The sequence below is a fragment of the Salmonella sp. SAL04196 genome (assembly GCF_046550835.1).
Classification (GTDB): domain Bacteria; phylum Pseudomonadota; class Gammaproteobacteria; order Enterobacterales; family Enterobacteriaceae; genus Salmonella; species Salmonella enterica.
The window spans coordinates 1,567,155-1,594,073 of the sequence record NZ_JBGDXE010000001.1 but is presented as its reverse complement, the minus strand read 5'-3'; the positions used below and the strand labels follow the sequence as shown (position 1 = coordinate 1,594,073).

Genomic DNA, 26,919 nt, shown 5'->3' with positions numbered 1-26,919 from the left:
GCCTTATTCTTCGCGAATACCGGAAAGTTCTGCACGGGAGAGCACCAGACGGGCGCGTTCAATCACCGGACTGTCGACCATCTTGCCGTTAAGGGAAACGACGCCAAGACCTTCGCGGGCGGCGGCTTCTGCGGCTTCAACGACCAGACGCGCATGGGCGACCTCTTTACGCGTCGGCGCATAAAGGTTGTGCAGCAGCTCTATCTGGCGGGGGTTGATCAGTGACTTACCGTCAAAGCCCAACTGTTTAATGTGGGCGGCTTCTTGCAGGAAACCGGCTTCGTTGTTGGCGTCGGAATAGACGGTATCGAAGGCCTGAATGCCGGCGGAACGCGCAGCCTGCAAAATGGCGCAGCGGGCGAACAGCAGTTCGGTGCCTTCCGGAGAGCGTTCGGTGCGCAGGTTGCGAACATAGTCTTCCGCGCCCAGCGCAATCCCGATCAACCGTTCAGAGGCGTGGGCGATTTCTACCGCGCGGGTAATACCCAGCGGCGATTCCACGGCGGCTAACAGGCCGGTACTGCCCGGTTCGCGACCGCAGGCGTTTTCAATGCGCAGAATTTCGTTTTCGATATCAATGACGTCCTGCGCGGTGTCGGTTTTCGGTAAACGCACCACGTCCGCGCCGCCGCGCACGACCGCTTCCAGATCGTTGACGCCCCATTCGGAGTCCAGCGCATTCACGCGGACGATGGTTTCGACGTCACGGTAAAGCGGATGTTGCAGCGCGTGATATACCAGACGGCGCGCCGCGTCTTTTTCGCGTAATGCAACGGAGTCTTCCAGGTCAAACATCAGCGCGTCGGCCGGATAGATAAACGAATTGCTCACCATCGCCGCGTTGGCGCCCGGTACGAATAACATACTGCGGCGGGTGCGGGTTTTACGTTGTTGCAGAGAGGCGGAAATCATTGGCGATCCTCCCAGGGCAGAGCGGCAATACCGCTGGCGCGCGCCAGTAGCGTTTCCAGTCGGGCGCGCAAAATGCAGTCCAGAGCGCCTTTATCATCGACGTTCAGTTGTACGCCGCGCACGTCGTAGCGAGAAAGCACCTCCAGGATGGTGGCGCGAATGGCCTCGCCAAACTGTTTTTCAACGCTACTGCTGATTTGCAGGTCAATATCCTGCGTATCGAGCGGCGCAATGCGTATCATCACATCGCCGGACTCAAGCGTGCCTGCGACGGCTAGCTGGTTTATTTTCATTTTTCACCTGTTGCTAATACGGGGGACTTTTGACGGGCTGCCGCGCTGCCCGGATGGCGTTCGACCATGCCCTGCAAATAGCGCAGGGTGGCGTCGGGAACCAGCGGCGCGATAGCCGTGAGATCGTGTTTAACCAGCAGCTTGCGTACCCAGGAGGCGGATATCGGCGTCTCCTGGAAGCAAAGCCGCTCTATTTCCACCAGCGTAATGGGTGGGGCGGGAAGCGTTGGCGTCTCCAGCCAGAAACGCATATCAAGGTTATACTGGGCGGTAACGGTACAAAATGGTTCCGTACCGACAAAGCGGTGTGTGATGCCAAGCGCGGGCGCCAGATACTGGCGGAAAATCTTCAGGTCGATTTCGGTATAACAGTGATTAATAACGCTCTGCTCTTTAATGAAATAGCAGGGGAACGTCGCCCGAGAAATAATGTATTCGGAGCCGCGGTGAACGGTTAAGCGCGGGATATCGGTGGTCCCTTTAAGAACCAGATCGAGTCGGTCTTCATAGGGAAAGCGTGACGTATCTTCTTTGACCAGGAACAGATGCAGCCAGTCGCACTGCGCAGCCGCCTGTTGGATCAGATAGCGATGGCCGTTTGTGAAAGGATTGGCGTTCATCACAATACAGCCAATTTTCTTTCCCTCGTGACGTAATGTCGCCAGCGATTCCGCATACCGTTTCAACCGGGTCGCGCTATTTTCCATTAAGACCATCACGCCGGGGACGCTGGCTATCGTCGAAAAGCTGCACTGTTTAAACAGCGCTTCGTATTCCGTTTTGGTATAAATAAAAAGATGGGTGCAGTGCCGTTCCCAGGCGAGATTAATCAATTCCGTCGCTAGCGTTAACGCTAAGCCTTCGCCGCGTACTGATTCGCTAATGGCCACGCATTTAATGATATTTCCGGCAATACCGCCGCAGGCAATAAGACGGTCATCACGGCTGACGGTAATAAACACCTCTACAGTGGTATCGACGCTTAAATCATTCTCTTTGAGAAAGTGAGCGATCTCCGCCATTTTTTTATTTTCAGAGCGTTTTACCCGAGTAAATACATTATTGCCAAACATAGTAAGAAATATCCTGGTGATATGCTTGTTGCCACTTTTCTGTATATGTTGCGCTGTGTTGCAACTTGATAACTTTTTCTTTTCAGTCAGAGTAGGAGTATTTTTATGACGAGTTATTTATTTTTTCTCACTGACGTATACATCGTAAGGAGTATTTTGGTGGTAAATTTTGATTTATTTCACAAAGCGTTAGATGGTTTTTAAGTGTTTTATGGTTTTAAGTTTTTTAATTAATTTAATCGCCATTCCGGCGATGGGTTTTAGTTGTTTAATTGATTTAATGTGGGGAATCTGTAACGATTGGTTTTTATAGGCTTCAAGATGCTCAAAACATTTTTATTACATTTGCGATAAATCTGCAGAGAAATACCCATAAGGAACCTTAATGTCCTATCAGAAAAATAAAAAGCTGTTTCCTTTTTTTCGGCAACTCGCGTTTCCGTTACGTATTTTTCTGCTCATTCTGGTGGTTTCTGTTTTCATCGTGGCAGCGTTAGCACAATATTTGTCTGCCAGTTTCGAAGATTATCTGGCGTCCCATGTTCGTGATATGGCGATGAATCAGGCAAAAATTATTGCTTCTAACGACAGCATTATCGCCGCCGTAAAAAACCGGGACTATAAACGCCTGGCGATAATTGCGAATAAACTGCAGCGCGGGACGGATTTTGACTATGTGGTGATAGGCGATCGCCACTCGATCCGGCTTTACCATCCGAATCCGGAAAAAATCGGCTATCCCATGCAGTTTACGAAACCCGGCGCGCTGGAAAGAGGAGAAAGTTATTTCATTACCGGTAAGGGCTCAATAGGGATGGCGATGCGCGCCAAAACGCCTATCTTTGACAACGAAGGCAACGTGATCGGCGTTGTTTCAATTGGCTATCTGGTCAGTAAAATCGACTCCTGGCGGCTGGACTTCTTATTACCGATGGCGGGGGTTTTTGTCCTGTTGCTGTTGGTATTAATGCTGCTTTCCTGGTTTTTCGCCGCGCATATCCGCCGACAAATGCTGGGCATGGAGCCGAAACAGATTGCGCGCGTGGTACGCCAGCAGGAGGCGTTGTTTAGCTCGGTTTATGAAGGGCTGATCGCCGTTGATCCGGAGGGACATATCACCGCGATTAACCGCAATGCGAGAAAAATGTTGGGGCTGCCGTCGCCGGGGCGTCAGTGGCTGGGCAAGCTGATAGCGGAAGTCGTCAATCCGGCAGACTTTTTTACCTGCCAGATCGCAGAAAGACGCCAGGACGTGATGGCCAACTTCAATGGCCTGAGCGTCATCGCCAATCGTGAAGCTATCCGTTCCGGCGAGGAGTTGCTGGGCGCTATTATTAGTTTTCGCAGCAAAGATGAAATCGCGACGTTGAACGCGCAGCTAACCCAGATTAAACAGTATGTTGAGAGCCTGCGCACGCTACGCCATGAGCACCTGAACTGGATGTCGACTCTGAACGGCCTGCTGCAAATGAAGGAGTATGATCGGGTCAGAGAGATGGTGCAGGGTGAGTCGCAGGCGCAGCAGCAACTTATTGATAGTTTACGCGGCGCCTTCGCCGATCGTCAGGTGGCCGGTTTGCTGTTTGGCAAAGTTCAGCGCGCGCGTGAACTGGGGCTCAAGATGGTGATTGTTCCCGGCAGCCAGCTACATCAACTGCCGGAGGGGCTGGATAGCACGGAGTTCGCCGCCATCGTCGGGAATCTGCTGGATAACGCGTTTGAAGCGAGTTTGCGTACACAGGAAGGCGACAATACCATCGAACTTTTCCTGAGCGACGAGGGCGACGAGGTGGTGATAGAGGTCGCCGACCAGGGCTGCGGCGTTCCTGAAGCGCTGCGGGAAAAAATTTTTGAGCAGGGCGTAAGTACCCGAACCGACGAACCCGGTGAGCATGGTATCGGGTTATATCTGATTGCAAGTTATGTGGGGCGCTGTGGCGGGGTCATTACGCTGGAAGACAATGATCCTTGTGGCACCTTATTTTCTTTATTCCTTCCGAAAGTGAAAAAAAACGATGACAGAACCATTAACCCTATTGATCGTTGAGGATGAAACGCTGCTGGCGGAGATGCACGCAGAATATATCCGCCATATTCCTGGCTTTAAGCAGATATGGCTGGCGGGCAATCTGGCGCAGGCGAGAATGATGATTGACCGGTTCAAACCTGGATTAATTCTGTTGGATAATTATCTGCCGGATGGGAAGGGGATTACGCTGCTGCATGAATTAATGCAGTCGCGCTATCCCGGCGGCGTCGTGTTTACGACCGCCGCCAGTGACATGGAGACGGTAGCGGAAGCGGTACGTAGCGGCGCGTTTGATTATCTGGTCAAACCTATTGCTTATGAACGTTTGGGACAGACGCTGACCCGCTATCAACAGCGCAGACGTATGCTGGCGAGCGCGGATAGCGCAAGCCAGAAGCAGATAGATGAAATGTTCAACGCCTATGCGCGCGGCGAACCGAAAGGGGATTTGCCGACCGGTATTGATGCCTTAACCCTTAATGCGGTGATGAAGCTGTTTGCCGATCCAACCGTACGCCACACGGCTGAAACGGTCGCGCAGGCCTTAACAATAAGCCGCACCACATCCCGACGCTACCTGGAATATTGCGCGAGTCAGCACCTGATTGTCGCAGAGATTATTCATGGCAAAGTGGGCAGGCCGCAGCGTATTTACCACGGCGGCTAAGCCTGGTTTAAGATGCCGGGGCGATGTTTTCCCTCGCCCCGGCTTACCGGCTATCAGCCGCCAGTAACGGCGGAAGAGGCGCCTGGCACCATAATTTCCGTGGCGATAATGACGATCAACAGACCGACGATGACCGGAACGGACGTGCGCTTCACCACTTCAAACGGTGATATTTTAGCCATCCCGGCGACAGCGACCACCACGCCGGAGACCGGCGAAATCGTGCGCCCCAGGTTTGAGGCTTGCAGCATTGGGATGGATAAATAGGCTGGGTTGATGCCGGAGGAGTGCGCCAGTTTAGGGATCATCTCAACAAAGGCGTAAAAAGGCGCATTGCCTGAACCGGTGGTCATCGCGGCCAGCATGGTTAAAATCACTAATACCAGCATCAGAATAATGCTGGCGGAGCCAAAAGAAGTGGCAATCGAGATCAGACTTTGGATAAAGCCAATGGTGCTCAGCCCCTGGGCGAAAACGCCCGCCGCGACCAGCAGCATCACGACGCCGGCAAACGCATCCGCCATGCCGCGATAAGCCACTTCCAGGCCGGAAAACACATTTTGCGTGTTGAAACCGCGCACGAATTCCAGCACGGCGGCCAGCAGCATACAGATCACCAGAATGGTAATAATGTGCAACTGCGGCCCCCATTTACCGTCAAAAATCAGTACGCCGATAATGGGCGTGAACGGCAAAAGGGCATAAAACGCCGGGGCCGTGGTGGTAATCTCCGCAACGTCCAGCATCTCATGTGAAATGTTCTCTTTTTTATCCAGATAGCGTTGCCAGAAAAAGTGCGCAATCGCCATACCGATAATTGCGGCGATGGAAATCGGCAGCGTGGTTTTGAACGCGAAATCGATTAACGGCATCTCCGCCGCTTTTGCGGCTAAAACCACATCGCCAGACGTTGGCGAGAGGATGATGGCGGCCGGAGAGGCGCAAATAGCCGCCGCCGCGCCGCGGCTAATGCCGACGTTGACCATCACCGGGAAGAGAGTAGCCATGAGCAGTACGCCAAGCCCCGTCGCGGAAGAGACGGCCAGCGACATCAGGCAGGCGACAAAATAGGCGGCAATCATCAACAGGTAGGGCGAGTTTATGTACTGTAAAGGTTTCGACGCCAGCTTCACGACCATATCATTCGCGCCGATATGCGTCATATAGGCGGCAAAGCCGCATAGCATCATGATCATCATGCCAAGATCGCCGCCGCGACTCATGAGCAAAATTTTGATGTATTCAACAATATCTGTTGCGGTATAGCCGGTACTGGTTTCGCTGGCAGGTAATACCTTATGCCCCATCAGTGCGCTGATAATAAGCAGAACCAGACCGCCGACAAATAAAACGCCAGTGGCGGAATATCCCTTAATGATGTAGCGCGCTACACCCACAATAACGACGACTCCGATAAGGAGCTCTATAACTGTTAGCATTGTTTCCCCTGTCTTATCGACACCCAGAGTAAAAATAAGAACCACAAAAGTGGTATAAAAATGTACCGAATAAAGGATGGCGCCTTACTGATTAAAATCACGGCGCGGTTATTTTTTCATGTCATCGCTAAAGATGAAATATGCTTATACGAATTTTCTGTAGCGCTATAAGTATTAATTTATTGTTATTTTATTGTTTTGTTTGTTGTGCTTTGTTTTGTGTTTTTTGTGAAAACTTAGTAAGGAGAGCGCGACGGTTCTGAGTGCTAAATCAAACGCCGTTAACCCGATACTTTCTCAGATTATTCTCTGTTTATAGTTTGTTAAGATTTTATTCAGGTTAATGTTGTTATTATCACGGTCGAATTTTTGAACGGTATGGCTGTTGTGATGATTATCAGAAAGTATTTTCTTATTATTGCTCTCCTTGTTATGCCATGGCTGGCTATTCCTTCAGTCTCTGCGGCGGATAAAGGGTGGTTTAACACGTTTACCGATAACGTCGCAGAAACGTGGCGACAGCCTGAGCATTATGATTTGTATGTCCCCGCCATTACCTGGCATGCGCGCTTTGCCTACGATAAAGAGAAAACGGATCGCTATAACGAGCGGCCGTGGGGCGTTGGTTTTGGTCAGTCGCGCTGGGACGACAAAGGCAACTGGCATGGCCTCTATATGATGGCCTTTAAAGATTCATTTAACAAATGGGAACCCATAGGCGGTTATGGCTGGGAAAAAACCTGGCGACCGCTGGAAGACGATAATTTTCGTCTGGGACTGGGCTTTACCGCAGGCGTTACCGCGCGCGACAACTGGAATTATATTCCCATCCCTGTACTGTTGCCTTTAGCGTCGATAGGCTATGGTCCCGCTACCTTTCAGATGACCTACATTCCGGGTTCGTATAACAACGGAAACGTCTATTTCGCCTGGATGCGTTTCCAGTTTTGACGGGGAAGGGCATGCTTCAGTTGTGAATAAAAAAGCCTTAAAAAACAATAAGTAGACAGGGTTAACTAAAAATTAACGCGATATTTATCACTTTTTCGCAAAGTTCGACTGGACAAAATGCATCACAATTGTTGTACTGGTATCCGACACAGCATTTGTGTCTATTTTTCATGTAAAGGTAATTTTGATGTCTAAGATTAAAGGTAACGTTAAGTGGTTTAATGAATCCAAAGGATTCGGTTTCATTACTCCGGAAGATGGCAGCAAAGACGTGTTCGTACACTTCTCTGCAATCCAGACCAATGGTTTTAAAACTCTGGCTGAAGGTCAGCGCGTAGAGTTCGAAATCACTAACGGTGCCAAAGGCCCTTCCGCTGCAAACGTAACTGCTCTGTAAGCATACGTCCGACAGCAAGATTTCAAAACCCGCCCTTTCGGCGGGTTTTTTTTTTGCGCTTAACGCGCCGCTGCGGCGGAAAATAGCCAGAATGCCAGCGCTGTCATGGCAAACGAACCCAACAGGTTAATCAGCACATTCAGCAGCGCCCAGCCAAAGCGCCCCTCTTGCAGCAAGAATACCACTTCAGCAGAAAAAGTAGAAAAGGTCGTCAGGCCGCCGCAAAAGCCGGTCGTAATGAGCACTTTCCACATCGGATCGATATGTGTCATGCGGTTAAACCAGGCGAACCCCATGCCGATAATAAACGCGCCAAGCAAATTTGCTGTTAGCGTACCGATGGGAATCGCCTGATGAAGCGGATTAAAACGCATACTTAGCATCCACCGGGCTACGCTCCCCGTTCCACCGCCGATAAAAACTGCTAAAAGAAGCTGTAACACTGCCGAATCCTTTATTTAATTGCTATACAGGAGGAGTGTAACGCCGAACACGCATAATTGGCGAGTCCTGACAGAGGTGTGGGAGGGGATATGTTCGTTGCAGCCGGGCAGTTTGTGGTGAGTTCTGTATGGGAAAAGAATGCGCAAGTTTGCGTTTCGTTAATGGCTCAGGCGGCGGGCCGCGGCGTATCGCTTCTGGTGCTGCCTGAGGGGATATTAGCGCGAGATGACATCGACCTTGACCTGCCGATTCGCGCCGCGCAGCCGCTGGATGGCGCGTTTATGACGCGGCTTCAGGAAGAAAGCGCTCATAATAATATGACGACGATATTCACTATCCTTGTCCCGTCAACGCCTGGACGGGCGGTTAATATGCTGGTGGCGCTACGGGCAGGTCACATTGTCGCGCGTTACGCGAAGCTGCATCTCTATGATGCGTTTTCGATGCAAGAATCCCAAAGTATTGATGCCGGAACCGCTATCGCGCCTGTGCTGGACGTGGAGGGGGTTAAGGTGGGGCTTATGACCTGTTATGACCTGCGCTTTCCTGACATGGCGTTAGCGCTGGCTTTACAGGGGGCTGACGTATTGGCGCTGCCGACGGGCTGGGTTCGCGGCCCGTTGAAAGAGCAGCAGTGGTCGACGCTGCTGGCGGCGAGAGCGCTGGATACCACCTGCTATATGATTGCGGCCGGGGAGTGTGGTAATCGTAATATTGGTCAAAGTCGTATTATCGATCCGTTGGGGGTAACGATAGCCGCAGCAGCCGATCGTCCGGCGCTGATCGTCGCGGAAATATTCAGAGAACGAATAGACCAGGTGCGGGAGCAACTTCCTCTTTTGCAGCAACGACGATTTGCGCCACCGCAATTATTATGATGTTTTTTTACGCAAAGCTTGATTCACCTTGTTACAGATTGCTATTGTGTGCGCGCGTCGAAAGACCGTTAATATTCTCAGGTTAATCCGGCGCGTTACGCAGCCTGTTTTTAGTGAAGAAGGTATCTATGGGTGAGATTAGTATTACCAAACTGCTGGTGGTTGCCGCACTGGTTGTTCTGCTGTTTGGTACCAAGAAGTTACGTACGCTGGGCGGAGACCTGGGCACGGCGATTAAAGGATTCAAGAAAGCAATGAACGATGAAGACGCGGGCGTTAAGAAAGACGTCGACGGTAGCGTTCAGGCTGAAAAACTCTCGCACAAAGAGTAATAGCGCGATGCGCTTGCTCCGCAGAGTAAAAAAACCGGCAAGTTGCCGGTTTTTTTTGCCTGAAATGTAAGCGTCTATTACACGATCATTTCACTTCCATGCCTTTGGCCTGGAGATCAGCATGGTACGAAGAACGTACAAAGGGGCCACAGGCGGCATGGGTAAAGCCCATCGCCAGGGCTTCCGCTTTCATCTCGTCAAACTCTTCCGGGCTGACATAACGCTGTACCGGCAGGTGATGGCGGCTTGGCTGTAGATACTGACCAAGCGTCAGCATGGTGACGCCATGACGGCGTAAGTCGCGCATAACCTCAATGATTTCCGCATTGGTTTCGCCTAAGCCCACCATCAGGCCCGATTTTGTCGGAATTTCCGGGTGCGCTTCTTTGAAGCGTTCCAGTAATTTCAGCGACCAGTTGTAATCGGCGCCCGGACGAACCTGGCGGTAAATACGCGGCACGTTTTCCAGGTTGTGGTTAAACACATCCGGCGGCGTCGCGTTAAGAATATCCAGCGCGCGATCCATACGTCCACGGAAGTCTGGCACCAGGGTCTCTATTTTTATCTCCGGGCTTTTGGCACGGATAGCGGTGATGCAGTCAGCAAAATGCTGGGCGCCGCCGTCACGCAGATCGTCACGGTCGACAGAGGTGATGACCACATAGCGTAGCGCCATGTCGGCGATCGTTTGCGCCAGTTTCTGCGGCTCTTCCGCATCCGGCGCAACGGGGCGGCCATGGGCGACATCACAGAACGGACAGCGGCGAGTGCAAATGGCGCCAAGGATCATAAACGTAGCGGTGCCGTGGTTGAAACATTCAGCCAGGTTTGGGCAAGACGCTTCCTCGCAGACAGAATGCAGGCCATTTTTGCGCATTGCGGCTTTGATGCCCTGGATACGGGTAGAATCCGCCGGAAGTTTTATTTTCATCCATTCCGGTTTACGTAGTAGAGCGTCGCGCTCTGTGACCACATTTTTAACCGGGATAAGAGCCATCTTATCGGCATCGCGGTATTTTACACCGCGTTCCATCACAATGGGTTTACTCATAGCGTGCGTGTTCCAGTTGCGAATAACGAAGGAAAGCGTTTCAATTCAAGGGAAAGTTGTATTTATCAACTATTTTTGAATTTGTGACACGCAGTATATCATTGATAAGGGCCATAAAGCAGCCTGACAGCCCGGCAAAATGTAAAATAGTTGTTGTTTTGTGCTGTTTGCCCATATCTTCCGTGACCTGAATGCAACATTTTTGTCAGAACGCCTCACGAATGATATCAATGACGTTCTCCAGCACCGGATCGCGCAGACTCAGTTTATTGTAATGCAGCGAGAACTCGACCTGTTCACTATTCACTGGCGCGTAGGGAAGGCGTTCAAGCGGCCAGCAGCGGCTAAATAAGTCGTAGAAGCGGGTGGGCATCAGTCCCAGCAGATCGCTGCTGGCGATCAGCGAGGCAATGGTAAAAATATTGTAGCTGCTAAAACTGATTTGCTGATCGGGAAATGTCTCCTGCAGTCGCTGGCGCAGTAGGGAAAGATGTTGTCCCTCCAGCATCAGAAAGGTGTGATCCGCGCTGTTCAGTCTCTCTTCAGTAATGGCGTTCGCCAGACATGGGTGATGCTGGCGGCAGACAATCTCAAGCGTATCGCTAAACAGGACGTGATGCTGGATGCTCCGGTTGTTATAGCTATGGGTATTGATAATGAGATCGGTCTGAAACTGACTAAGCTGGCTTTCGGCATCGTCTACCGGAATGTTGCGCAGCAAAAGCTGAGGATAACGCGGCCTGATGGCCTGGTAAATAATCGGCATCACTAGCGCGCCGACCGAAGGCGTCGTGCCAATTGTAATGGTACGCTGCTTATCGTAGCTGCCCGTAAGATCCAGGGCGCCAAGAATAGATTCCAGCCCCTGGCTGATGTATTCGTGCAGATGCGTAGCATACGTCGTGGGCGTTACGCCCTGGCCTTTGCGAATAAACAGCGGATCGGGAAATATAGTCCGTAATTTTTGAATGGACTGGCTGATGGCTGACGGCGTCAGGTTAAGAATTTTCGCGGCATTGACGATCCCTTTATGGACATATACGGCCTCGAAAATCGTCAACAGATTGAGGTCAATATTTCTCAGTGTTCTGAAAATTTGCGGTTTGTCTTGTAGATGTTGATCGGCCGGTTGTCTTTCTGCCTGATTATTATCACTCACGCTCTGGCTCCGAATTCATTCGTATTATGAATAATAGATGAAATAGTATATTTTGCATTTATGAGTTGGTTTTAAAATTACTCTTATGAATGTATTTTAAGTCATTTCAATAAGATAAGTAACAGCAAGGCCGGGATTTTGTTCACGGAAAATTCCTCATCATGAGGACTGAAGAGGCCATGCCGCCTGGCGGCTACAGCAGGGATATAACGAAAATATAGAAAGCGGGGGGAGAAGTAAAGCATTCAAATCATATATGATTAATGACCCATAAATTTCTTGGGCCATTATATTTTACGCATTAAGCAGCAATATATTCATACGGTGGATTATTTAGCAGAGCTAAAATATTCGCCAGCAAGCGGGGCGCAATATTATCTGTGGTAGCGTCTTTCTTCCACTGCGTTATTTTAGCCATTTCCATGCCGGCATAACCACACGGGTTGATACGTAGGAAAGGAGAAAGATCCATGTTAACGTTTAGCGCTAAACCGTGGAATGAGCAGCCGCGACGGATACGTAAACCCAGCGAGCAGATTTTCTTTTCACCCACATAGACGCCCGGCGCATCGGCGCGCGGATGCGCCTCAATACCAATTTCAGCCAGCGTATTCACCACGGTCTGTTCAAGTAGGGTGACTAAATCACGCACGCCCAGTTTACGTCGTTTCAGGTTAAGTAAAACGTACATTACCTGTTGGCCCGGACCATGATAGGTCACCTGTCCTCCACGATCGCTCTGCACAACGGGAATATCGCCAGGCATCAATATATGTTCCGCTTTACCGGCCTGGCCCTGGGTAAACACCGGGTAATGCTCAACCAACCAGATTTCATCATGGCTGTTTTCATCGCGCATATCGGTAAAGTTATGCATGGCCTGAGAGATAGCTTCATAGGGCTGAAGGCCGAGCTGGCGGACAAGGATTTTATCCTGATACAAAACGGCATCTCCGTAGAGAATGAAAAAAGAGAGGAAAGTATATCACAGCGGGGGAGGCGGGGAGTTACCCGGATAAGACCGGGTAACCGTCTGGATGTATTACAATACCATTCGCACGATATCAATATTGCCCAGTTCTTCGTACAGCGTTTCAACCTGTTCAATATGGGTGGCATTAATGGTGATAGAGACCGAGTGGTAGTTGCCTTTGCTGCTCGGTTTTACCGTCGGAGAGTAATCACCAGGCGCATGGCGCTGTACCACTTCAACCACCTGATCAACCAGCTCAGGTAACGCCTGCCCCATTACTTTGTAAGTAAATGGCGTAGGGAATTCAAGCAGTTCGTTAAGTTTGGTTTTCATGTCAGCTCCGGCATTACGTAAAAAAATAACAACTCCCGCCACAAGGCGGGAGTTTTACTGATGCATAGTATATGGGGACGAAAATCACACTTTCAAGCGTTCAATTTTTATCCAAACCAGTGATGGAACATTAATTTAATGTAATCAATGATTTTACCGAAGAAGTTCCCTTCCGGGATCTCTTGCAGTACGACCAGCGGACGCTGCTCGATGGTTTTACCGTCCAGCTGGAAGTTGATGGTGCCGACCACCTGGTTTTTCTGCAGAGGCGCGTGCAGTTCTGCGGTATTCAGTACATAGCTCGCTTTCAAATCTTTCATGCGACCGCGAGGGATCGTCAGGTAAACGTCTTTATCGACGCCCAGCGAGGCGCGATCGGTATTACCAAACCAGGCGGGTTCAGAGGCGAACTCTTTACCAGCCTTCAGCGGATTAACGGTTTCAAAGAAACGGAAGCCCCACGTCAGCAGTTTTTTGCTTTCTGTTTCACGGCCTTTATAGGTCCGTCCGCCCATCACGGCGGAAATCAATCGCATCTGGCCTTCGGTTGCGGAAGCGACCAGATTATAGCCCGCTTTGCTGGTATGGCCGGTTTTGATGCCGTCCACATTCAGGCTGTTATCCCACAGCAGACCGTTACGGTTTAACTGGCGAATGCCGTTAAAGGTGAACTCTTTTTCTTTATAAACGGCATATTCGTTAGGCACATCGCGAATTAACGCCTGACCAATCAGCGCCATATCGCGAGCTGAACTGTATTGTCCGTCGGCGTCCAGGCCGTGTACGGTCTGGAAGTGGGTATTTTTCAGCCCTAACGCGTTCACATAGCTATTCATCAGCCCGACGAAAGCATCCTGGCTACCGGCGGCGAAATCAGCCATTGCCACACAGGCGTCATTGCCGGATTGCAGATTGATGCCGCGTATCAACTGAGAGACCGGTACCTGCATTCCCGGCTTGAGGAACATCAGCGAGGAGCCTTTAAATACCGGATTGCCGGTGGCCCAGGCGTCATTACCGACGGTAACCAGGTCGGTTTCTTTAAATTTACCCGCTTTCATTGCCTGTCCGATGACGTAACTGGTCATCATCTTCGTCAGACTCGCCGGGTCGCGACGTTCGTCGGCGTTTTGTTCCGCCAGAACTTTACCGGAGTTGTAGTCGATCAGGATGTAGGATTCCGCATCGATCTGCGGAACACCCGGGATCATAGTTTTGATATTCAGGTCATCGGCATGTGCGGTTGAGATAAACGCGGCACAAAGCGCCGTGGTGAGCGCCATGCGCTGCATAAAACGAGCGGAAAAAGTGGTCTTCATGGTCTGAACTACGACGTCCGTGATGAAATTAAAAAAAGAGCCCTACTATAGCAAAAGCATAACTGGCAGGCATCTGACTTTCCGCGTGACTTTGTTAATGTCATTTACAGAAATTGACAGTACAGATACCTGCGATCGGTTACTGCGCGCTGGCGATAAAGGACTGTAATTGTGCTTCTGTTTGCAAACGTTGCTGTAACGCGCTGGCTTCGGCTTTACTGGCAAAAGGCCCCAGTTGAATACGCCAGACCGCGCCGTTTTGTATTACGCGTCCTGGTACGCTGAACTGCTGGCTTAAACGCTGTTGGTATTGCTGCGCACGCGTTTGATCGCTGACGGCGCCGACCTGGACGACGAAACGGCCGCTCGCCGCGGCGACAGGCGCGCTCACCGGGGCAGATACCGGGGCCGTGGCGGCAGGCGCGCTAACCGGCGTCGCAGTCGCTGGAGCCGTCACCGGCGCGGAAACCGGCGCTGGCTGTGGCGCCGGCGTCGGTTCATTACCCTCCAGCACGCCAGGCGCCAGCGTGGTCGGCGCGCCGAGGAAGCCGCTGCTGCTCACCGGCGCGCCGGTGGTATCGTCACTTTTCAACGTGGCATTGCTGACCGGAAGCACGTCGCCTTGCGGTTGCGCAGGCGCTGAAGAGGCGCTTCCCATTCCGCCGCTTAAATCAGGGCGCGGGGGCAGAGCGTAGGTCTGTTTCGCCACCGTCGTACAGGCCATCCCCGGGCCGGAGAGCGAACCATCCGGCGCCACGATAATGGGGTCAATCCGTACTTTAGTATTATTCGAGGTATTCAGACGATCCGCCGCTGCGCGGGACAGGGAGATGACCCGATCGGTGCCATAGGGGCCGCGATCGTTAATACGCACGACGATCATGCGACCGTTGGCCAGGTTGGTGATTCGCGCATAGCTGGGGATAGGCAGTGTCGGATGGGCGGCGGTAAGCTGCATCGGATCGAACATCTCCCCGGAGGCGGTTAAATTACTGCCGGGTTCCGCATCATAAATAGCGGCCAGGCCAGCCTGGCTAAAGCGGGACGGGTCCTGAACGATTTTATAACTTTTACCGTCACGCTGATAATCCTGGTTTGCGGTCGGATTCAGAGGTTCATAACGCGGTTCCGCTCCGCTGATTTCCACAGTCGGACCATTACATACCGCAGGTTGCGGCGCGACGGTGGTTTGCTGCTGACCGCCGTCATTAGTACATGCCGCGAGTAGTACTATCCCTGCCGCGACGCAGATTACAGGCAACTGCTTACGCATTGCGCACCCCTTATACGCTTTTCGACAACATTTTTCTGTGGGTGTGGATCGACATCACAATCCCGAACCCGGCCATCAGCACAATCAGTGCGGAGCCCCCGTAGCTGACCAGGGGTAAAGGTACTCCAACCACAGGCAGAATACCGCTCACCATACCAATATTTACGAAGACATAAACGAATAATATTAACATTAATCCGCCAGCCATCACGCGACCAAATGTAGTTTGCGCTCTGGCGGCAATCCACAGACCGCGCATTATCAGCAAAATATAGAGCGCGAGCAGAATCAGGATGCCCACCAGACCGAGCTCTTCCGCCAGTACCGCGAAGATAAAGTCGGTATGGCGTTCGGGTAAAAACTCCAGCTGCGACTGGGTGCCGTGGAGCCAGCCTTTACCGCGCAGGCCGCCTGAGCCAATGGCGATTTTAGACTGAATAATATGATAGCCCGCGCCCAGCGGATCGGTCTCCGGATCAAGGAGCATCATGACGCGCTGGCGTTGGTAATCGTGCATCAGGAAAAACCACAAAATAGGAATAAATGCAGCGATCAATACAATGGCGACCCCAATTAAGCGCCAGCTCAGACCAGACAAAAATAGGACAAAGAGACCGGAAAGGGCGACCAAAATAGACGTCCCGAGGTCCGGCTGGGCGGCAACCAGCAGGGTAGGCATAAAGATTAATACCAGGGCGATGGCGGTATTTTTCAGCGAGGGCGGGCAGACGTCGCGGTTAATAAAGCGGGCGACCATCAGCGGCACGGCGATTTTGGCTATTTCCGAAGGCTGAAAGCGAACGATTCCCAGATCGAGCCAGCGCTGCGCGCCTTTGGATATTGCGCCGAAGGCATCAACGGCGACCAGCAAAATGATACAAATGATATAGAGATAGGGCGCCCAGCCTTCATATACGCGCGGCGGGATCTGCGCCATCACCACCATAACCACCAGCCCCATCGCAATCTGACCGATTTTACGCTCCATCATGCCGATGTCCTGGCCGCTGGCGCTCCAGATGACCAATGCGCTGTAAACCAGTAACGCCAGCAGAATGAGTAGCATCGTGGGATCGATATGAATTTTATCCCAGAAGGTTTTTTTGTTCGGATTATCCGTCATGATTATTGGTCCTCCGCCGCTGCAACCACCGGGTTTTCCGCAGGCAAATGGGTGTTGTTGTCGCCCAGCATGATGTGATCAAGGATTTGGCGCATGATCGTGCCTACTGCCGGGCCTGCGCCGCCGTTTTCAAGGATGATCGCGACGGCGACCTGGGGATTGTTATACGGCGCAAAGGCGGTCATTAATTTATGGTCGCGCAGGCGCTCGGCGATTTTATGCGCATTGTACGTTTCGTTGGCCTTCAGGCCAAAGACCTGCGCGGTGCCCGACTTCGCCGCGATTTTATAGGGCGCGCTGGCAAAATATTTATGCGCCGTGCCGTTAGGGCGGTTGGCGACGCCATACATGCCATCTTTCGCAATTTCCCAGTAGCCGGAGTGAATATCGCCCACCGGCGGCTCATGCGGCTGTACCCACGGCACCTGTTTACCGTTTTCCGCGGTGCTCATTAACAGGTGCGGGACTTTAACTACACCGTCGTTAATAAGGATCATCAGCGCCTTACTCATCTGAATCGGCGTTGCCGTCCAGTAACCCTGGCCGATGCCCACCGGAATCGTATCGCCCTGATACCACGGTTTTTTAAAGCGTTTCTGTTTCCACTCGCGGGTCGGCATATTACCAGAGCGCTCTTCTGCGAGATCAATTCCGGTATAGTGACCATAGCCGAACTTACCCATCCATTCTGACAGGCGATCGATCCCCATGTCATAGGCCACCTGATAGAAGAAGGTATCCGCCGACTCTTCAAGGGATTTGGTGATATTCAGATGCCCGTGGCCCCATTTTTTCCAGTCGCGATAACGTTTCTCAGACCCCGGCAACTGCCACCAGCCAGGGTCGAAAAGACTGGTGTTACGGGTGATGACGCCAGCGCTTAACGCCGATACGGCGACGTAAGGCTTAACGGTAGAAGCGGGTGGGTAGACACCCTGAGTCGCACGGTTCACTAATGGCGTGTTCGGGTCGTTAAGCAGCCCGGAGTAATCTTTGCTGGAGATGCCGTCCACGAAAAGGTTAGGGTCGTAACTTGGCATGGAGACCAGCGACAGCACGCCGCCGGTACGCGGATCGGTGACAATCACCGCCGCGCGACTGCCTGCCAGCAGCGTTTCAATATACTGCTGGAGCTTGAGATCCAGCGTCAGGTAGATATCGTGTCCGGCCTGCGGCGGCACCTCTTTGAGCTGGCGAATGACGCGGCCGCGGTTGTTGACTTCAACCTCTTCATAACCGGTTTGCCCATGCAGAATATCTTCATAGTAGCGCTCAATGCCCAGCTTGCCGATGTCATGGGTGGCGGCGTAGTTTGCCAGTTTGTTTTCTCTGTCGAGACGCTCGACGTCTTTATCATTGATTTTCGATACGTAGCCGATAACGTGGGTCAGCGCCGATCCGTATGGATAATAGCGGCGTTTATAGCCTTTGACTTCAACGCCCGGAAAACGGTACTGGTTGACGGCAAAGCGCGCGACCTGAACTTCCGTCAGGTTTGTTTTCACCGGAATAGAAGTAAAGCGATGGGATCGGGCGCGCTCTTTTTTAAAGGCGGCGATATCGTCGTCGTTTAAATCGACCACACTGCGTAGCGCATCCAGCGTTTGCTGAACGTTATCCACCTTTTCCGGCATCATTTCAATCTGATAGATAGTGCGGTTCAGCGCAAGGGGAATGCCGTTACGGTCGTAGATTATCCCGCGGCTTGGCGCAATTGGCACCAGCTTGATACGGTTTTCGTTCGAGCGGGTCTGGTAATCGGTAAAACGAAGGATTTGCAGATTATACAAATTGGCGATCAGTACGCCGGTCAGCAGCAAAATACCCAAAAAGGCGACCAGCGCCCGACGCACAAACAGTGCGGACTCAGCCGTATAGTCACGAAAAGAATTTTGTCGTTTCATCCGCTGCTTAATCTTCTCAAGACTTCACGATCACTCACGGTGATAAGGGTGGTTGGTTGTGATGCTCCACGCCCGGTACAAACTCTCCGCAACCAGAACCCGAACCAGCGGGTGAGGGAGCGTTAACGCCGAGAGCGACCAGCTCTGTTCCGCTGCCGCTTTGCAGGTGGGAGATAATCCTTCCGGGCCGCCAATCAGCAAACTGACGTCGCGCCCGTCCTGTTTCCAGCGCTCCAGCTCATTGGCTAACTGCGGCGTATCCCACGGCTTGCCTGGAATATCCAGGGTAACAATGCGATTCTTACCGGCGGCGGCCAGCATCTGCTCGCCCTCTTTGTCGAGAATGCGTTTGATATCCGCGTTCTTGCCGCGTTTGCCCGCAGGGATTTCGATCAGCTCAAAGGGCATATCTTTCGGAAAACGACGCAGATATTCCGTAAATCCCGTTTGAACCCAGTCGGGCATCTTCGTGCCGACAGCGACAAGTTGCAGCTTCACGCATTAACTCCAGAGTTTTTCCAGTTCATACAGGCGGCGACTTTCTTCCTGCATGACATGCACAATCACATCGCCCAGATCGACGACAATCCAGTCAGCCGCATTTTCGCCTTCGACGCCCAACGGCAACATACCGGCCGCGCGCGACGACTGCACCACGTGGTCGGCAATAGACATAACGTGACGGCTGGAGGTGCCGGTACAAATAATCATACAGTCGGTGATACTGGATTTACCCTGAACATCTAAGGCGATGATGTCCTGACCTTTCAGGTCATCAATTTTGTCGATAACAAAATCCTGGAGTGCTTTACCCTGCAAGTTTTCCCCCTGGGTGAATAATTGCGTTATAACGATAGAAAAAGGCCAACAGGCTGGACCGGTAAGGCGTTGCGAGTTAACGCTAACCTTCCGGCGGGACGCCGTGTAGTATACCTGAATCAGCGGCGATACCGGGACTTATGTCGCCGGATCGGCGTTTAAAACCAGATTATCATCCCATCCCACGTCACAGAAAGCATCGCCATTTTTGTAAAACAATTTCTGCAAAGCTCTGCAAGGTGAAAAAAGCCTGGCTGCGGAGAATAACAGCCTGTCGGGGGCTGTCAATGGGCGAAACCACTGCGGCGAGAAAAAACGGAAAATTCATCACTCAGGCCGCCAGACTGCACGACTATTTAATACTTTCAGGGTAGCGAACCCTTCGCACAGGTCGATTGCGCTCCAGCATCCCTGTTCTACCCGGAAATGCCATAGCGAGGCGGCGGGCATCGCGAGCAGACGGGCAATCAACAGGCTGAGTACGCCCTGATGGCTGACGATCAGCAGGTTCTGGCAATCGCTAAACGCGTCGAGTCGCGAGATAAAGCGCTCTACGCGCCGGGTAAAAGCCTGAAAACCCTCGCCATTGGTCGGAACCGCATTCTGCCAGTCCGTACACCAGGCGGCATAGCTTTCGGCATCTTCATGGGTGAGGTCGCGGTGATGGCGCATTTCCCAGTCGCCGAAGTACATCTCATTAAGCTCAGGTAAGATGTGTTGCGGCACATCCCGGCCCTCCAGTACGAGCCGGGCGGTATGGCGCGCGCGCTCCAGCTCGCTGCATAACACCCGGTCAAATGGCGCGTGGCGCAATAAAGTATGTAGCGTTTTCGCCTGGCCAATCCCTTTTTCCGTTAACGGCGTGGGAGCATGTCCGCTATACAACCCGGCGACATTGGCCTCGGTTTCGCCATGACGCACCAGCCACAATCGCATGGTATTCCTCATGAGGTTAAATGCGCAAAACATGATAATGCCCCTGATTGCGCAACGTTTTTTTCACTAAAATAGCATTTTTTGGCCGGAGGCATAATGGCGTTATTCAACAGCGCGCATGGCGGTAATATTCGGGAAGCCGCGACGGTGTTGGGCATCTCGCCTGACCAGTTACTGGATTTTAGCGCAAACATTAATCCGCTGGGTATGCCTGTCAGCGTGAAACGCGCGCTTATCGACAATCTGGACTGCATTGAGCGCTACCCGGACGCCGATTATTTTCATTTGCACCAGGCGCTGGCGCGTCATCATCAGGTGCCGGCATCGTGGATACTGGCGGGAAATGGCGAGACGGAGTCAATCTTTACCGTGGCGAGCGGTCTTAAACCGCGTCGTGCAATGATTGTCACGCCAGGTTTCGCGGAGTATGGCCGGGCGCTGGCGCAAAGTGGCTGTGAAATTCGTCGTTGGTCTCTACGCGAAGCGGATGGCTGGCAGCTTACCGATGCCATTCTTGAGGCGTTGACGCCCGATCTGGACTGCCTGTTTCTGTGTACGCCCAATAATCCTACCGGCCTGCTGCCGGAGCGGCAGTTATTACAGGCCATTGCCGATCGCTGCAAATCGCTGAACATTAACCTGATCCTGGATGAAGCGTTTATCGATTTTATTCCGCATGAGGCGGGCTTTATTCCTGCTCTTAAAGATAATCCACATATCTGGGTGCTGCGTTCGCTGACCAAATTTTATGCCATTCCCGGCCTGCGGTTGGGATATCTCGTCAACAGCGATGACGCGGCGGTGGCGCGGATGCGTCGCCAACAAATGCCGTGGTCGGTTAACGCGCTGGCGGCGCTTGCCGGTGAGGTAGCGTTACAGGATAGCGCCTGGCAACAGGCGACCTGGCATTGGTTACGGGAGGAGGGCGCCCGGTTTTATCAGGCGCTTTGTCAGCTCCCCCTGCTGACGGTCTATCCCGGGCGGGCAAACTATCTGTTGCTACGCTGTGAGCGAGAGGATATTGACCTGCAGCGACGGTTGCTGACGCAGCGGATTTTAATCCGTAGCTGCGCTAACTACCCGGGGCTGGACAGCCGCTATTATCGTGTGGCGATACGCAGCACTGCGCAAAACGAGCGTCTGCTGTCGGCGCTGCGCAATGTGCTTACTGGTATAACCCCTGCTGATTGATGTAGTTCAGCACGTTTTCCGGCAACAGATCGTCGCAGGATTCGCCTTTTTCCAGACGTTCGCGGATGAGGGTTGCGGAGATATTAAGCCAGGGCGTTTCCGCCAGGTAAATTTTACCGGCTGGCAACTGGTGCAGATCGTCCGGCGTATGGGTCAGATGCTGTTCCAGCCACTGCTGGTGTTGCGCCTGCGTCATTTCAAGGGGATAGCCCGGACGACGACAAACGATCAGGTGAGTGTTATCAAGGATGGTGTCGTAATCATGCCAGGTGGGGAAGTTAAGCAGAGAGTCCTGGCCGATAATAAACGCCAGCGGCGCTTCGGGACCCTGTTCTTCGCGCCATGCTTTCAACGTTTGCGCAGTGTAAGAGGGCGCGTTTCGCTGTAGCTCGCGTTCATCCAGCGTAAAAAGCGGCTTATCGGCGATAGCCAGCTCCAGCATATATTTACGCTGCGCGCTGGAAGCTTCCGGCTGGGGGCGATGCGGCGGCACATTGTTAGGCATAATAATCACCCGCGATAAGCCGATCAGATTCGCCAGCGTTTCAACAGGTTTAAGATGTCCATAATGCACCGGATCAAAGGTGCCGCCGAATAAAGCCTGTAACGATTTCATATCACCCATCAATAAATACGTCTGCCAGCGCCTTATGGCAGAGCAGGAGCGACAGCCCTTCAAGATCTGCCCATACTGACTGACCATAATCCTGTTTGAGCGTAATTTCTGTACGCGTCAGTAACTGCACGGCCTGGCGAAGCTGTGCAGGATGGAGACGCTGCAACGCGTCGCCGATCATGGGGCGACGGTTTTGCCAGACCCGGTGTTTATCAAACAGCGCGCGTAACGGCGTATGCGCGGACTGACGTTTGAGATTTACCAGCAGCAGCAGCTCTCGCTGGAGGGTCCGCAGCAGAATGACCGGCTCGCTGCCTTCAAGGCGTAGCTGTTGCAGAATATGCAGCGCGCGTTTGCTTTTCCCCATCAGTAACGCATCCACCCAGTGGAAAGGGGTAAAGTGGGCGGCGTCATTGACGGCCTGCTCCACGCGAGGAAGCGTTAACTTACCGTCAGGCCAAAGCAGCGACAGCCGTTCCAGCGCCTGCGCCAGCGCCAACAGATTGCCCTCATAGCAATAGCACAGCAGTTGGTTCGCGGCGTCATCCAGTTGCAAATTCTGTGCTTTCGCTCTGGCGGCCACCCAGCGGGGAAGCTGCGCCTGCTCCGGCGTCTGACAACTGACCTGAACGCTACGGTCTGCCAGCGCGGTATACCAGGCGGCGTTTTCCTGCGCTTTGGTGAGCTTGTTTCCGCGTACTATTAATAACAGGTCGTCATGCAGCAGCTCGCTCAGCGTGGCGAGTTGCTCATTCATTGCCGCGTTAGGCCCGTTTTCCGGCAGTTGCAGCACCAGCGTTTGACGACTGGCGAACAGACTCATCGCCTGGCAGAGTGAGAAAAGCGATCCCCAGTCGGTACTGGGATCGAGAGTAAAAGCGTGGTGCTCTTCGAAGCCTTGCGACGCAGCCGCCAGACGAATAGCGTCCTGACTTTCCTGCAGCAGCAGCGGATCGTTGCCCAATAATAAATATGCCGCACGCAGCCCTTCGTTGAGCTGCGCGCGGAGTTGTTCAGGATACAACCTGATCATTAGTTACTCAGCGTAGTGGAGACGCGTGCTGGCGTAGAGGCGGGCGCCGCCGTCTCATTGTCGGCGGTAGCCTCCTCTTTCGTCGCCTGAATATCCGCCGCGCGGACGCTGGTCAGCTTACGAATCAGCTGTTCAGCGGCTTTGTCGTACATCTCCTGAACGATCATGGCCTGCTCGTTATCCTTCGCCAACGCCATCTGCGGGTTATCGAAGAACGAACGGTACACTTTCGTGCTGATAGGATAGATGTCATGGCCCGGAATCAATACCGAGGCATTGACGGTCATTACCATCTGATATTCCGCCGTCTGGCCATCCTGGAACACTGACGCCGTATCCTGCGAAATAGTCACCGTTCCAAGCCGCAGAGACGGAACGTCTTTGCGCGTTGTGTCTTTATCAAGCAGGTTTACGTTATTCAGCCGTAACTGATTACGTACCGCACGACTTAGCGGACCGTTCGGATCGCCTGAATCGAGGATCATCGTTTTCATTGAAGCCGGAACCTGCGTAGTGCTACGCAGATGCCAGCCGCATCCGGCGGTGACCAGCACCGCCAGAGATAACAACAGTGTTACCAGATATCGCACGCTTCCTCCCGCGCTTAGCCAACAACCAGATTGAGGAGTTTACCCGGAACGTAAATCACTTTACGCACGGTAACGCCATCAAGATATTTTGCCACCAGATGTTCCTGGCCTGCACGTTCACGCACCTGTTCTTCAGTGGCATCCACCGCAACGGTGATCTTACCGCGAACTTTACCGTTAACCTGCACGACAACCAGCGTGGTGTTTTCCACCATTGCCTGCTCGTCGGCAACCGGCCACGGCGCGTTGTCGATATCGCCTTCGCCACCCAGTTCCTGCCACAAGGTAAAGCAGACGTGCGGGGTGAACGGGTTAAGCATACGCACGACGGCCTGCAGCGCTTCCTGAAGCAGTGCGCGGTCTTGTTCGCCTTCCTGCGGGGCTTTCGCCAGTTTGTTCATCAACTCCATGATCGCCGCAATGGCGGTGTTGAACGTCTGACGGCGGCCGATATCATCGGTCACTTTGGCAATGGTTTTATGCACATCGCGACGCAGCGCTTTTTGATCTTCGCTCAGCGCATCGACGTTCAGCGCCGCGACAGAACCTTTAGCGGTGTGTTCGTAAACCAGCTTCCAGACACGTTTAATAAAGCGGTTTGCGCCTTCTACGCCGGACTCCTGCCATTCCAGAGTCATATCCGCCGGAGAAGCGAACATCATAAACAGGCGTACCGTGTCCGCGCCATAACGTTCAACCATTACCTGCGGGTCGATACCGTTATTTTTCGACTTGGACATTTTACTCATGCCAGTGTAGACCAGCTCATGACCCGCTGCGTCTTTTGCTTTGACGATGCGGCCTTTTTCATCGCGCTCGACGATAGCGTCAACTGGCGAAACCCAGTTACGTTCGCCGTTCTCACCGACATAATAGAACGCATCCGCCAGTACCATGCCCTGGCACAGCAACTGTTTAGCCGGCTCGTCAGAGGTGACCATGCCCGCATCGCGCATCAGCTTATGGAAGAAGCGGAAGTAGAGCAGGTGCATGATGGCATGTTCAATACCGCCGATGTAGATGTCGACTGGCAGCCAGTAGTTTGCCGCTTTCGAATCCAGCATTCCTTCCTGATACTGCGGGCAGGTGTAACGCGCGTAGTACCATGACGATTCCATAAAGGTGTCGAAGGTGTCGGTTTCACGCAGCGCCGGCATACCGTTAACGGTGGTTTTCGCCCACTCAGGATCGGCCTTGATCGGGCTGGTGATGCCGTCCATGACGACATCTTCCGGCAAAATAACCGGCAGTTGATCTTCCGGCGTCGGCAGCACGGTGCCGTCTTCCAGGGTGACCATCGGGATCGGCGCGCCCCAGTAACGCTGACGGGAAACGCCCCAGTCACGCAGACGGTAGTTCACTTTACGCTCGCCGACGCCTTTTTCCGCCAGTTTATCGGCAATGGCGTTAAACGCTGCTTCAAAGGCCAGGCCGTCAAACTCGCCGGAGTTAAACAGCACGCCTTTTTCGGTCAGCGCCTGTTCGGAAAGATCCGGCTCGGAACCGTCGGCGGCCAGAATCACCGGCTTGATGGTCAAACCGTATTTGGAGGCAAATTCGTAGTCGCGCTGATCGTGACCCGGAACGGCCATCACCGCGCCAGTGCCGTACTCCATCAGGACAAAGTTTGCCGCCCAGACCGGGATCTCTTCGCCAGTTAACGGATGAATCGCTTTAAAGCCGGTGTCGACGCCTTTTTTCTCCATGGTCGCCATTTCGGCTTCGGCCACTTTGGTGTTACGGCATTCGTCGATGAACGCCGCCAGCTCGGCGTTGTTCGCCGCCGCTTTTTGCGCCAGCGGATGACCGGCGGCCACCGCCAGGTAAGTGGCGCCCATAAAGGTATCCGGACGGGTGGTATAGACGGTCAGGGTGTTATCGTAACCCTTCACATCGAAGGTGATTTCCACGCCTTCAGAGCGGCCAATCCAGTTGCGCTGCATCGTTTTTACGGTATCAGGCCAGTGGTCCAGCTTATCCAGATCGCGCAACAGCTCGTCTGCGTAAGCGGTGATTTTGATAAACCACTGTGGGATCTCTTTACGCTCAACTTTGGTGTCGCAACGCCAGCAGCAGCCGTCGATCACCTGTTCGTTGGCGAGAACGGTCTGATCGTTCGGGCACCAGTTAACGGCAGAAGTCTTCTTGTACACCAGGCCTTTTTTATACAGCTCGGTGAAGAATTTCTGTTCCCAACGGTAGTATTCCGGGGTGCAGGTCGCGATTTCACGGCTCCAGTCATAGCCAAAACCCAGCGTTTTGAGCTGGTTTTTCATGTACGCGATGTTGTCGTACGTCCACGGCGCCGGCGCGGTGTTGTTCTTCACCGCCGCGCCTTCCGCCGGCAGGCCGAAGGCGTCCCAGCCGATTGGCTGCAGCACGTTTTTGCCCAGCATACGCTGGTAGCGGGCAACCACGTCGCCGATGGTGTAGTTACGTACGTGGCCCATGTGTAGTCGGCCAGAAGGATAGGGAAGCATCGACAGGCAGTAATACTTCTCTTTGCTCTCGTCTTCGGTCACTTCAAATGTGCGCTTCTCATCCCAGTGAAGCTGTACTTTGGATTCTATCTCTTCCGGGCGGTATTGCTCTTGCATGGCAGCCAGTAGTCCTGTTTTCGATACAGCTACAAATGTAGCTTTAGAGGTGGTGTTTAGATCCGCATAGCATAGCCCAAACACGCACGTCAAAACAGGGGGTAGAACATTTGTCGCCCCAGGCGTTCATGAGGAGGTGACGCAAAATGCGACACGACTGAGGCAAATTACCGCAGTTCCTGTCACCGCCAGATCGGCCCATAAAAATAAAGTCATATAAACCATGCAGTTAAAAAATGGCACGCCTTTTGATTAGGGAAGACAGGACTAAAGCAAAGGAGTTAATCGTGAAAAAAAATGCAGTGGTGATTCACCCTCAGGATTGCGTCGCGACGGCTATTACGGCGCTCAAGGCCGGCGAAACCGCCACAATGTTCATTGGCGAACGCGAGATAAGCGTTGTGTTACATCAGGATGTGCCATTTGGCCACAAATTCGCCATCTGCGATGTGCCTTTTCATGGCGAAGTTTATAAATATGGCGAATCCATTGGCCGCGCCACTCAGGAAATAAAAAGTGGCGACTATGTGCACGTCCACAATGTGGAAAGCGAACGCGGACGTGGTGACTGGAAATAATATAAAACA

The 26,919-nt window shown here is 52.8% G+C and carries 28 protein-coding genes; 8 read left to right on the top strand and 20 right to left on the bottom strand.

Going from position 1 to position 26,919, the window contains the following annotated elements; translation table 11 throughout:
- Window positions 1-3: 3 nt before the first annotated feature.
- Genes citE through citC form a run of 3 tightly spaced genes read right to left on the bottom strand, consistent with a single transcriptional unit; the run spans window position 4 to window position 2,278 of the window.
- Window positions 4-912, bottom strand: a complete 909-nt coding sequence (gene citE / locus ACLJPE_RS08070) for a citrate (pro-3S)-lyase subunit beta (protein ID WP_000622342.1) — start codon at window positions 910-912, stop codon at window positions 4-6.
- Complete coding sequence (gene citD / locus ACLJPE_RS08065) at window positions 909-1,205, bottom strand: citrate lyase acyl carrier protein (protein ID WP_000700685.1); 297 nt, start codon at window positions 1,203-1,205, stop codon at window positions 909-911. Before citD ends, citE begins: the two co-directional genes overlap by 4 nt.
- Window positions 1,202-2,278, bottom strand: a complete 1,077-nt coding sequence (gene citC, locus ACLJPE_RS08060) for a [citrate (pro-3S)-lyase] ligase (RefSeq protein ID WP_000467874.1) — start codon at window positions 2,276-2,278, stop codon at window positions 1,202-1,204. Before citC ends, citD begins: the two co-directional genes overlap by 4 nt.
- 385 nt (window positions 2,279-2,663) lie before the next feature.
- On the opposite strand from citC, the gene dpiB reads away from it, so the two are divergent.
- Together dpiB and dpiA are read left to right on the top strand one after the other, a co-directional pair.
- Window positions 2,664-4,325, top strand: a complete 1,662-nt coding sequence (gene dpiB / locus ACLJPE_RS08055; protein WP_000121807.1) for a sensor histidine kinase DpiB — start codon at window positions 2,664-2,666, stop codon at window positions 4,323-4,325.
- Entirely contained in the window at window positions 4,294-4,974 is a 681-nt protein-coding gene (gene dpiA / locus ACLJPE_RS08050; RefSeq protein WP_000138778.1) for a two-component response regulator DpiA, read from the top strand. The genes dpiB and dpiA overlap by 32 nt, the downstream gene beginning before the upstream one ends.
- Before the next feature lie 53 nt (window positions 4,975-5,027).
- On the opposite strand, the gene dcuC is transcribed toward dpiA, so the two are convergent.
- Window positions 5,028-6,413 carry an anaerobic C4-dicarboxylate transporter DcuC gene (gene dcuC / locus ACLJPE_RS08045; protein ID WP_000958619.1) on the bottom strand — a complete coding sequence of 462 codons (1,386 nt, stop codon included), beginning with the start codon at window positions 6,411-6,413 and terminating at the stop codon, window positions 5,028-5,030.
- A 378-nt stretch (window positions 6,414-6,791) separates the two neighbouring features.
- Between dcuC and pagP the strand changes: the two genes are divergently transcribed.
- Together pagP and cspE are read left to right on the top strand one after the other, a co-directional pair.
- Window positions 6,792-7,364 (top strand): lipid IV(A) palmitoyltransferase PagP, encoded by a 573-nt coding sequence (gene pagP / locus ACLJPE_RS08040; protein WP_001623090.1) that lies wholly within the window; start codon window positions 6,792-6,794, stop codon window positions 7,362-7,364.
- Between the two features lie 187 nt (window positions 7,365-7,551).
- Window positions 7,552-7,761 (top strand): transcription antiterminator/RNA stability regulator CspE, encoded by a 210-nt coding sequence (cspE, locus tag ACLJPE_RS08035; RefSeq protein ID WP_000034826.1) that lies wholly within the window; start codon window positions 7,552-7,554, stop codon window positions 7,759-7,761.
- 59 nt (window positions 7,762-7,820) lie between these two features.
- Here the strand turns inward: cspE and crcB are convergent, their stop codons facing one another.
- On the bottom strand, window positions 7,821-8,204 hold the full coding sequence (gene crcB / locus ACLJPE_RS08030) for a fluoride efflux transporter CrcB (protein WP_000939753.1): 384 nt from the start codon (window positions 8,202-8,204) through the stop codon (window positions 7,821-7,823).
- Between the two features lie 90 nt (window positions 8,205-8,294).
- On the opposite strand from crcB, the gene ACLJPE_RS08025 reads away from it, so the two are divergent.
- Both ACLJPE_RS08025 and tatE read left to right on the top strand, forming a co-directional pair.
- Entirely contained in the window at window positions 8,295-9,083 is a 789-nt protein-coding gene (locus tag ACLJPE_RS08025) for a deaminated glutathione amidase (protein WP_000495793.1), read from the top strand.
- 128 nt (window positions 9,084-9,211) lie between these two features.
- Window positions 9,212-9,415: a twin-arginine translocase subunit TatE gene (gene tatE, locus ACLJPE_RS08020; protein ID WP_000503938.1), complete on the top strand. Its 204-nt coding sequence runs from the start codon at window positions 9,212-9,214 to the stop codon at window positions 9,413-9,415.
- An 85-nt stretch (window positions 9,416-9,500) separates the two neighbouring features.
- Here the strand turns inward: tatE and lipA are convergent, their stop codons facing one another.
- The 11 genes from lipA to ACLJPE_RS07965 all read right to left on the bottom strand — a co-directional run bounded on the left by lipA (window position 9,501) and on the right by ACLJPE_RS07965 (window position 20,305).
- Window positions 9,501-10,466 (bottom strand): lipoyl synthase, encoded by a 966-nt coding sequence (gene lipA / locus ACLJPE_RS08015; RefSeq protein WP_000042640.1) that lies wholly within the window; start codon window positions 10,464-10,466, stop codon window positions 9,501-9,503.
- A 205-nt stretch (window positions 10,467-10,671) separates the two neighbouring features.
- A complete protein-coding gene (locus ACLJPE_RS08010; protein ID WP_001282817.1) occupies window positions 10,672-11,625 on the bottom strand; it encodes a YbeF family transcriptional regulator in 954 nt (317 codons plus the stop codon).
- 301 nt (window positions 11,626-11,926) lie between these two features.
- Window positions 11,927-12,568, bottom strand: coding sequence for a lipoyl(octanoyl) transferase LipB (gene lipB, locus ACLJPE_RS08005; RefSeq protein ID WP_000284012.1), 642 nt, complete (start codon window positions 12,566-12,568; stop codon window positions 11,927-11,929).
- 99 nt (window positions 12,569-12,667) lie between these two features.
- Entirely contained in the window at window positions 12,668-12,931 is a 264-nt protein-coding gene (gene ybeD, locus ACLJPE_RS08000; RefSeq protein WP_000850547.1) for a DUF493 family protein YbeD, read from the bottom strand.
- A gap of 107 nt (window positions 12,932-13,038) precedes the next feature.
- On the bottom strand, window positions 13,039-14,250 hold the full coding sequence (dacA, locus tag ACLJPE_RS07995) for a D-alanyl-D-alanine carboxypeptidase DacA (RefSeq protein WP_000858711.1): 1,212 nt from the start codon (window positions 14,248-14,250) through the stop codon (window positions 13,039-13,041).
- 139 nt (window positions 14,251-14,389) lie between these two features.
- The gene (gene rlpA, locus ACLJPE_RS07990) at window positions 14,390-15,523 is read right to left on the bottom strand and encodes an endolytic peptidoglycan transglycosylase RlpA (RefSeq protein WP_001529015.1); all 1,134 of its coding nucleotides are present in this window, start codon (window positions 15,521-15,523) and stop codon (window positions 14,390-14,392) included.
- A 10-nt stretch (window positions 15,524-15,533) separates the two neighbouring features.
- Window positions 15,534-16,646 carry a peptidoglycan glycosyltransferase MrdB gene (mrdB, locus tag ACLJPE_RS07985; RefSeq protein WP_000131713.1) on the bottom strand — a complete coding sequence of 371 codons (1,113 nt, stop codon included), beginning with the start codon at window positions 16,644-16,646 and terminating at the stop codon, window positions 15,534-15,536.
- A gap of 2 nt (window positions 16,647-16,648) precedes the next feature.
- A complete protein-coding gene (gene mrdA / locus ACLJPE_RS07980; RefSeq protein ID WP_000828700.1) occupies window positions 16,649-18,550 on the bottom strand; it encodes a peptidoglycan DD-transpeptidase MrdA in 1,902 nt (633 codons plus the stop codon).
- 30 nt (window positions 18,551-18,580) lie between these two features.
- The gene (rlmH, locus tag ACLJPE_RS07975) at window positions 18,581-19,048 is read right to left on the bottom strand and encodes a 23S rRNA (pseudouridine(1915)-N(3))-methyltransferase RlmH (RefSeq protein WP_023215216.1); all 468 of its coding nucleotides are present in this window, start codon (window positions 19,046-19,048) and stop codon (window positions 18,581-18,583) included.
- Window positions 19,049-19,051: 3 nt separating this feature from the next.
- Window positions 19,052-19,369 (bottom strand): ribosome silencing factor, encoded by a 318-nt coding sequence (rsfS, locus tag ACLJPE_RS07970; protein ID WP_001161670.1) that lies wholly within the window; start codon window positions 19,367-19,369, stop codon window positions 19,052-19,054.
- 327 nt (window positions 19,370-19,696) lie between these two features.
- Window positions 19,697-20,305 (bottom strand): adenosylcobalamin/alpha-ribazole phosphatase, encoded by a 609-nt coding sequence (locus tag ACLJPE_RS07965; RefSeq protein ID WP_001241923.1) that lies wholly within the window; start codon window positions 20,303-20,305, stop codon window positions 19,697-19,699.
- Between the two features lie 96 nt (window positions 20,306-20,401).
- On the opposite strand from ACLJPE_RS07965, the gene cobD reads away from it, so the two are divergent.
- Window positions 20,402-21,496, top strand: coding sequence for a threonine-phosphate decarboxylase CobD (gene cobD / locus ACLJPE_RS07960; protein WP_023212926.1), 1,095 nt, complete (start codon window positions 20,402-20,404; stop codon window positions 21,494-21,496).
- On the opposite strand, the gene nadD is transcribed toward cobD, so the two are convergent.
- Genes nadD through leuS form a run of 4 tightly spaced genes read right to left on the bottom strand, consistent with a single transcriptional unit; the run spans window position 21,471 to window position 26,332 of the window.
- Entirely contained in the window at window positions 21,471-22,112 is a 642-nt protein-coding gene (gene nadD / locus ACLJPE_RS07955; RefSeq protein ID WP_023137128.1) for a nicotinate-nucleotide adenylyltransferase, read from the bottom strand. The two genes, cobD and nadD, sit on opposite strands and share 26 nt — an antisense overlap.
- 1 nt (window position 22,113) lies before the next feature.
- Entirely contained in the window at window positions 22,114-23,145 is a 1,032-nt protein-coding gene (gene holA / locus ACLJPE_RS07950) for a DNA polymerase III subunit delta (protein WP_000620491.1), read from the bottom strand.
- Window positions 23,145-23,735, bottom strand: coding sequence for an LPS assembly lipoprotein LptE (gene lptE / locus ACLJPE_RS07945; protein WP_001269950.1), 591 nt, complete (start codon window positions 23,733-23,735; stop codon window positions 23,145-23,147). The genes holA and lptE overlap by 1 nt, the downstream gene beginning before the upstream one ends.
- A gap of 14 nt (window positions 23,736-23,749) precedes the next feature.
- The gene (gene leuS / locus ACLJPE_RS07940; RefSeq protein WP_023254415.1) at window positions 23,750-26,332 is read right to left on the bottom strand and encodes a leucine--tRNA ligase; all 2,583 of its coding nucleotides are present in this window, start codon (window positions 26,330-26,332) and stop codon (window positions 23,750-23,752) included.
- A gap of 236 nt (window positions 26,333-26,568) precedes the next feature.
- Between leuS and ACLJPE_RS07935 the strand changes: the two genes are divergently transcribed.
- Window positions 26,569-26,910, top strand: coding sequence for a UxaA family hydrolase (locus tag ACLJPE_RS07935; protein WP_001574029.1), 342 nt, complete (start codon window positions 26,569-26,571; stop codon window positions 26,908-26,910).
- Window positions 26,911-26,919 lie beyond the last annotated feature (9 nt).

Coding starts and splice junctions, on each gene's coding strand:
- holA (WP_000620491.1), bottom strand. CDS start 23,145: ATGATCAGGTTGTATCCTGAACAACTCCGCGCGCAGCTCAACGAAGGG.
- nadD (WP_023137128.1), bottom strand. CDS start 22,112: ATGAAATCGTTACAGGCTTTATTCGGCGGCACCTTTGATCCGGTGCAT.
- rlpA (WP_001529015.1), bottom strand. CDS start 15,523: ATGCGTAAGCAGTTGCCTGTAATCTGCGTCGCGGCAGGGATAGTACTA.
- ybeD (WP_000850547.1), bottom strand. CDS start 12,931: ATGAAAACCAAACTTAACGAACTGCTTGAATTCCCTACGCCATTTACT.
- citD (WP_000700685.1), bottom strand. CDS start 1,205: ATGAAAATAAACCAGCTAGCCGTCGCAGGCACGCTTGAGTCCGGCGAT.
- dpiB (WP_000121807.1), top strand. CDS start 2,664: ATGTCCTATCAGAAAAATAAAAAGCTGTTTCCTTTTTTTCGGCAACTC.
- citE (WP_000622342.1), bottom strand. CDS start 912: ATGATTTCCGCCTCTCTGCAACAACGTAAAACCCGCACCCGCCGCAGT.
- ACLJPE_RS08025 (WP_000495793.1), top strand. CDS start 8,295: ATGTTCGTTGCAGCCGGGCAGTTTGTGGTGAGTTCTGTATGGGAAAAG.
- ACLJPE_RS07935 (WP_001574029.1), top strand. CDS start 26,569: ATGGCACGCCTTTTGATTAGGGAAGACAGGACTAAAGCAAAGGAGTTA.
- leuS (WP_023254415.1), bottom strand. CDS start 26,332: ATGCAAGAGCAATACCGCCCGGAAGAGATAGAATCCAAAGTACAGCTT.
- lipA (WP_000042640.1), bottom strand. CDS start 10,466: ATGAGTAAACCCATTGTGATGGAACGCGGTGTAAAATACCGCGATGCC.
- mrdA (WP_000828700.1), bottom strand. CDS start 18,550: ATGAAACGACAAAATTCTTTTCGTGACTATACGGCTGAGTCCGCACTG.
- dcuC (WP_000958619.1), bottom strand. CDS start 6,413: ATGCTAACAGTTATAGAGCTCCTTATCGGAGTCGTCGTTATTGTGGGT.
- mrdB (WP_000131713.1), bottom strand. CDS start 16,646: ATGACGGATAATCCGAACAAAAAAACCTTCTGGGATAAAATTCATATC.
- dacA (WP_000858711.1), bottom strand. CDS start 14,250: ATGAAGACCACTTTTTCCGCTCGTTTTATGCAGCGCATGGCGCTCACC.
- cspE (WP_000034826.1), top strand. CDS start 7,552: ATGTCTAAGATTAAAGGTAACGTTAAGTGGTTTAATGAATCCAAAGGA.
- dpiA (WP_000138778.1), top strand. CDS start 4,294: ATGACAGAACCATTAACCCTATTGATCGTTGAGGATGAAACGCTGCTG.
- pagP (WP_001623090.1), top strand. CDS start 6,792: ATGGCTGTTGTGATGATTATCAGAAAGTATTTTCTTATTATTGCTCTC.
- cobD (WP_023212926.1), top strand. CDS start 20,402: ATGGCGTTATTCAACAGCGCGCATGGCGGTAATATTCGGGAAGCCGCG.
- citC (WP_000467874.1), bottom strand. CDS start 2,278: ATGTTTGGCAATAATGTATTTACTCGGGTAAAACGCTCTGAAAATAAA.
- ACLJPE_RS07965 (WP_001241923.1), bottom strand. CDS start 20,305: ATGCGATTGTGGCTGGTGCGTCATGGCGAAACCGAGGCCAATGTCGCC.
- tatE (WP_000503938.1), top strand. CDS start 9,212: ATGGGTGAGATTAGTATTACCAAACTGCTGGTGGTTGCCGCACTGGTT.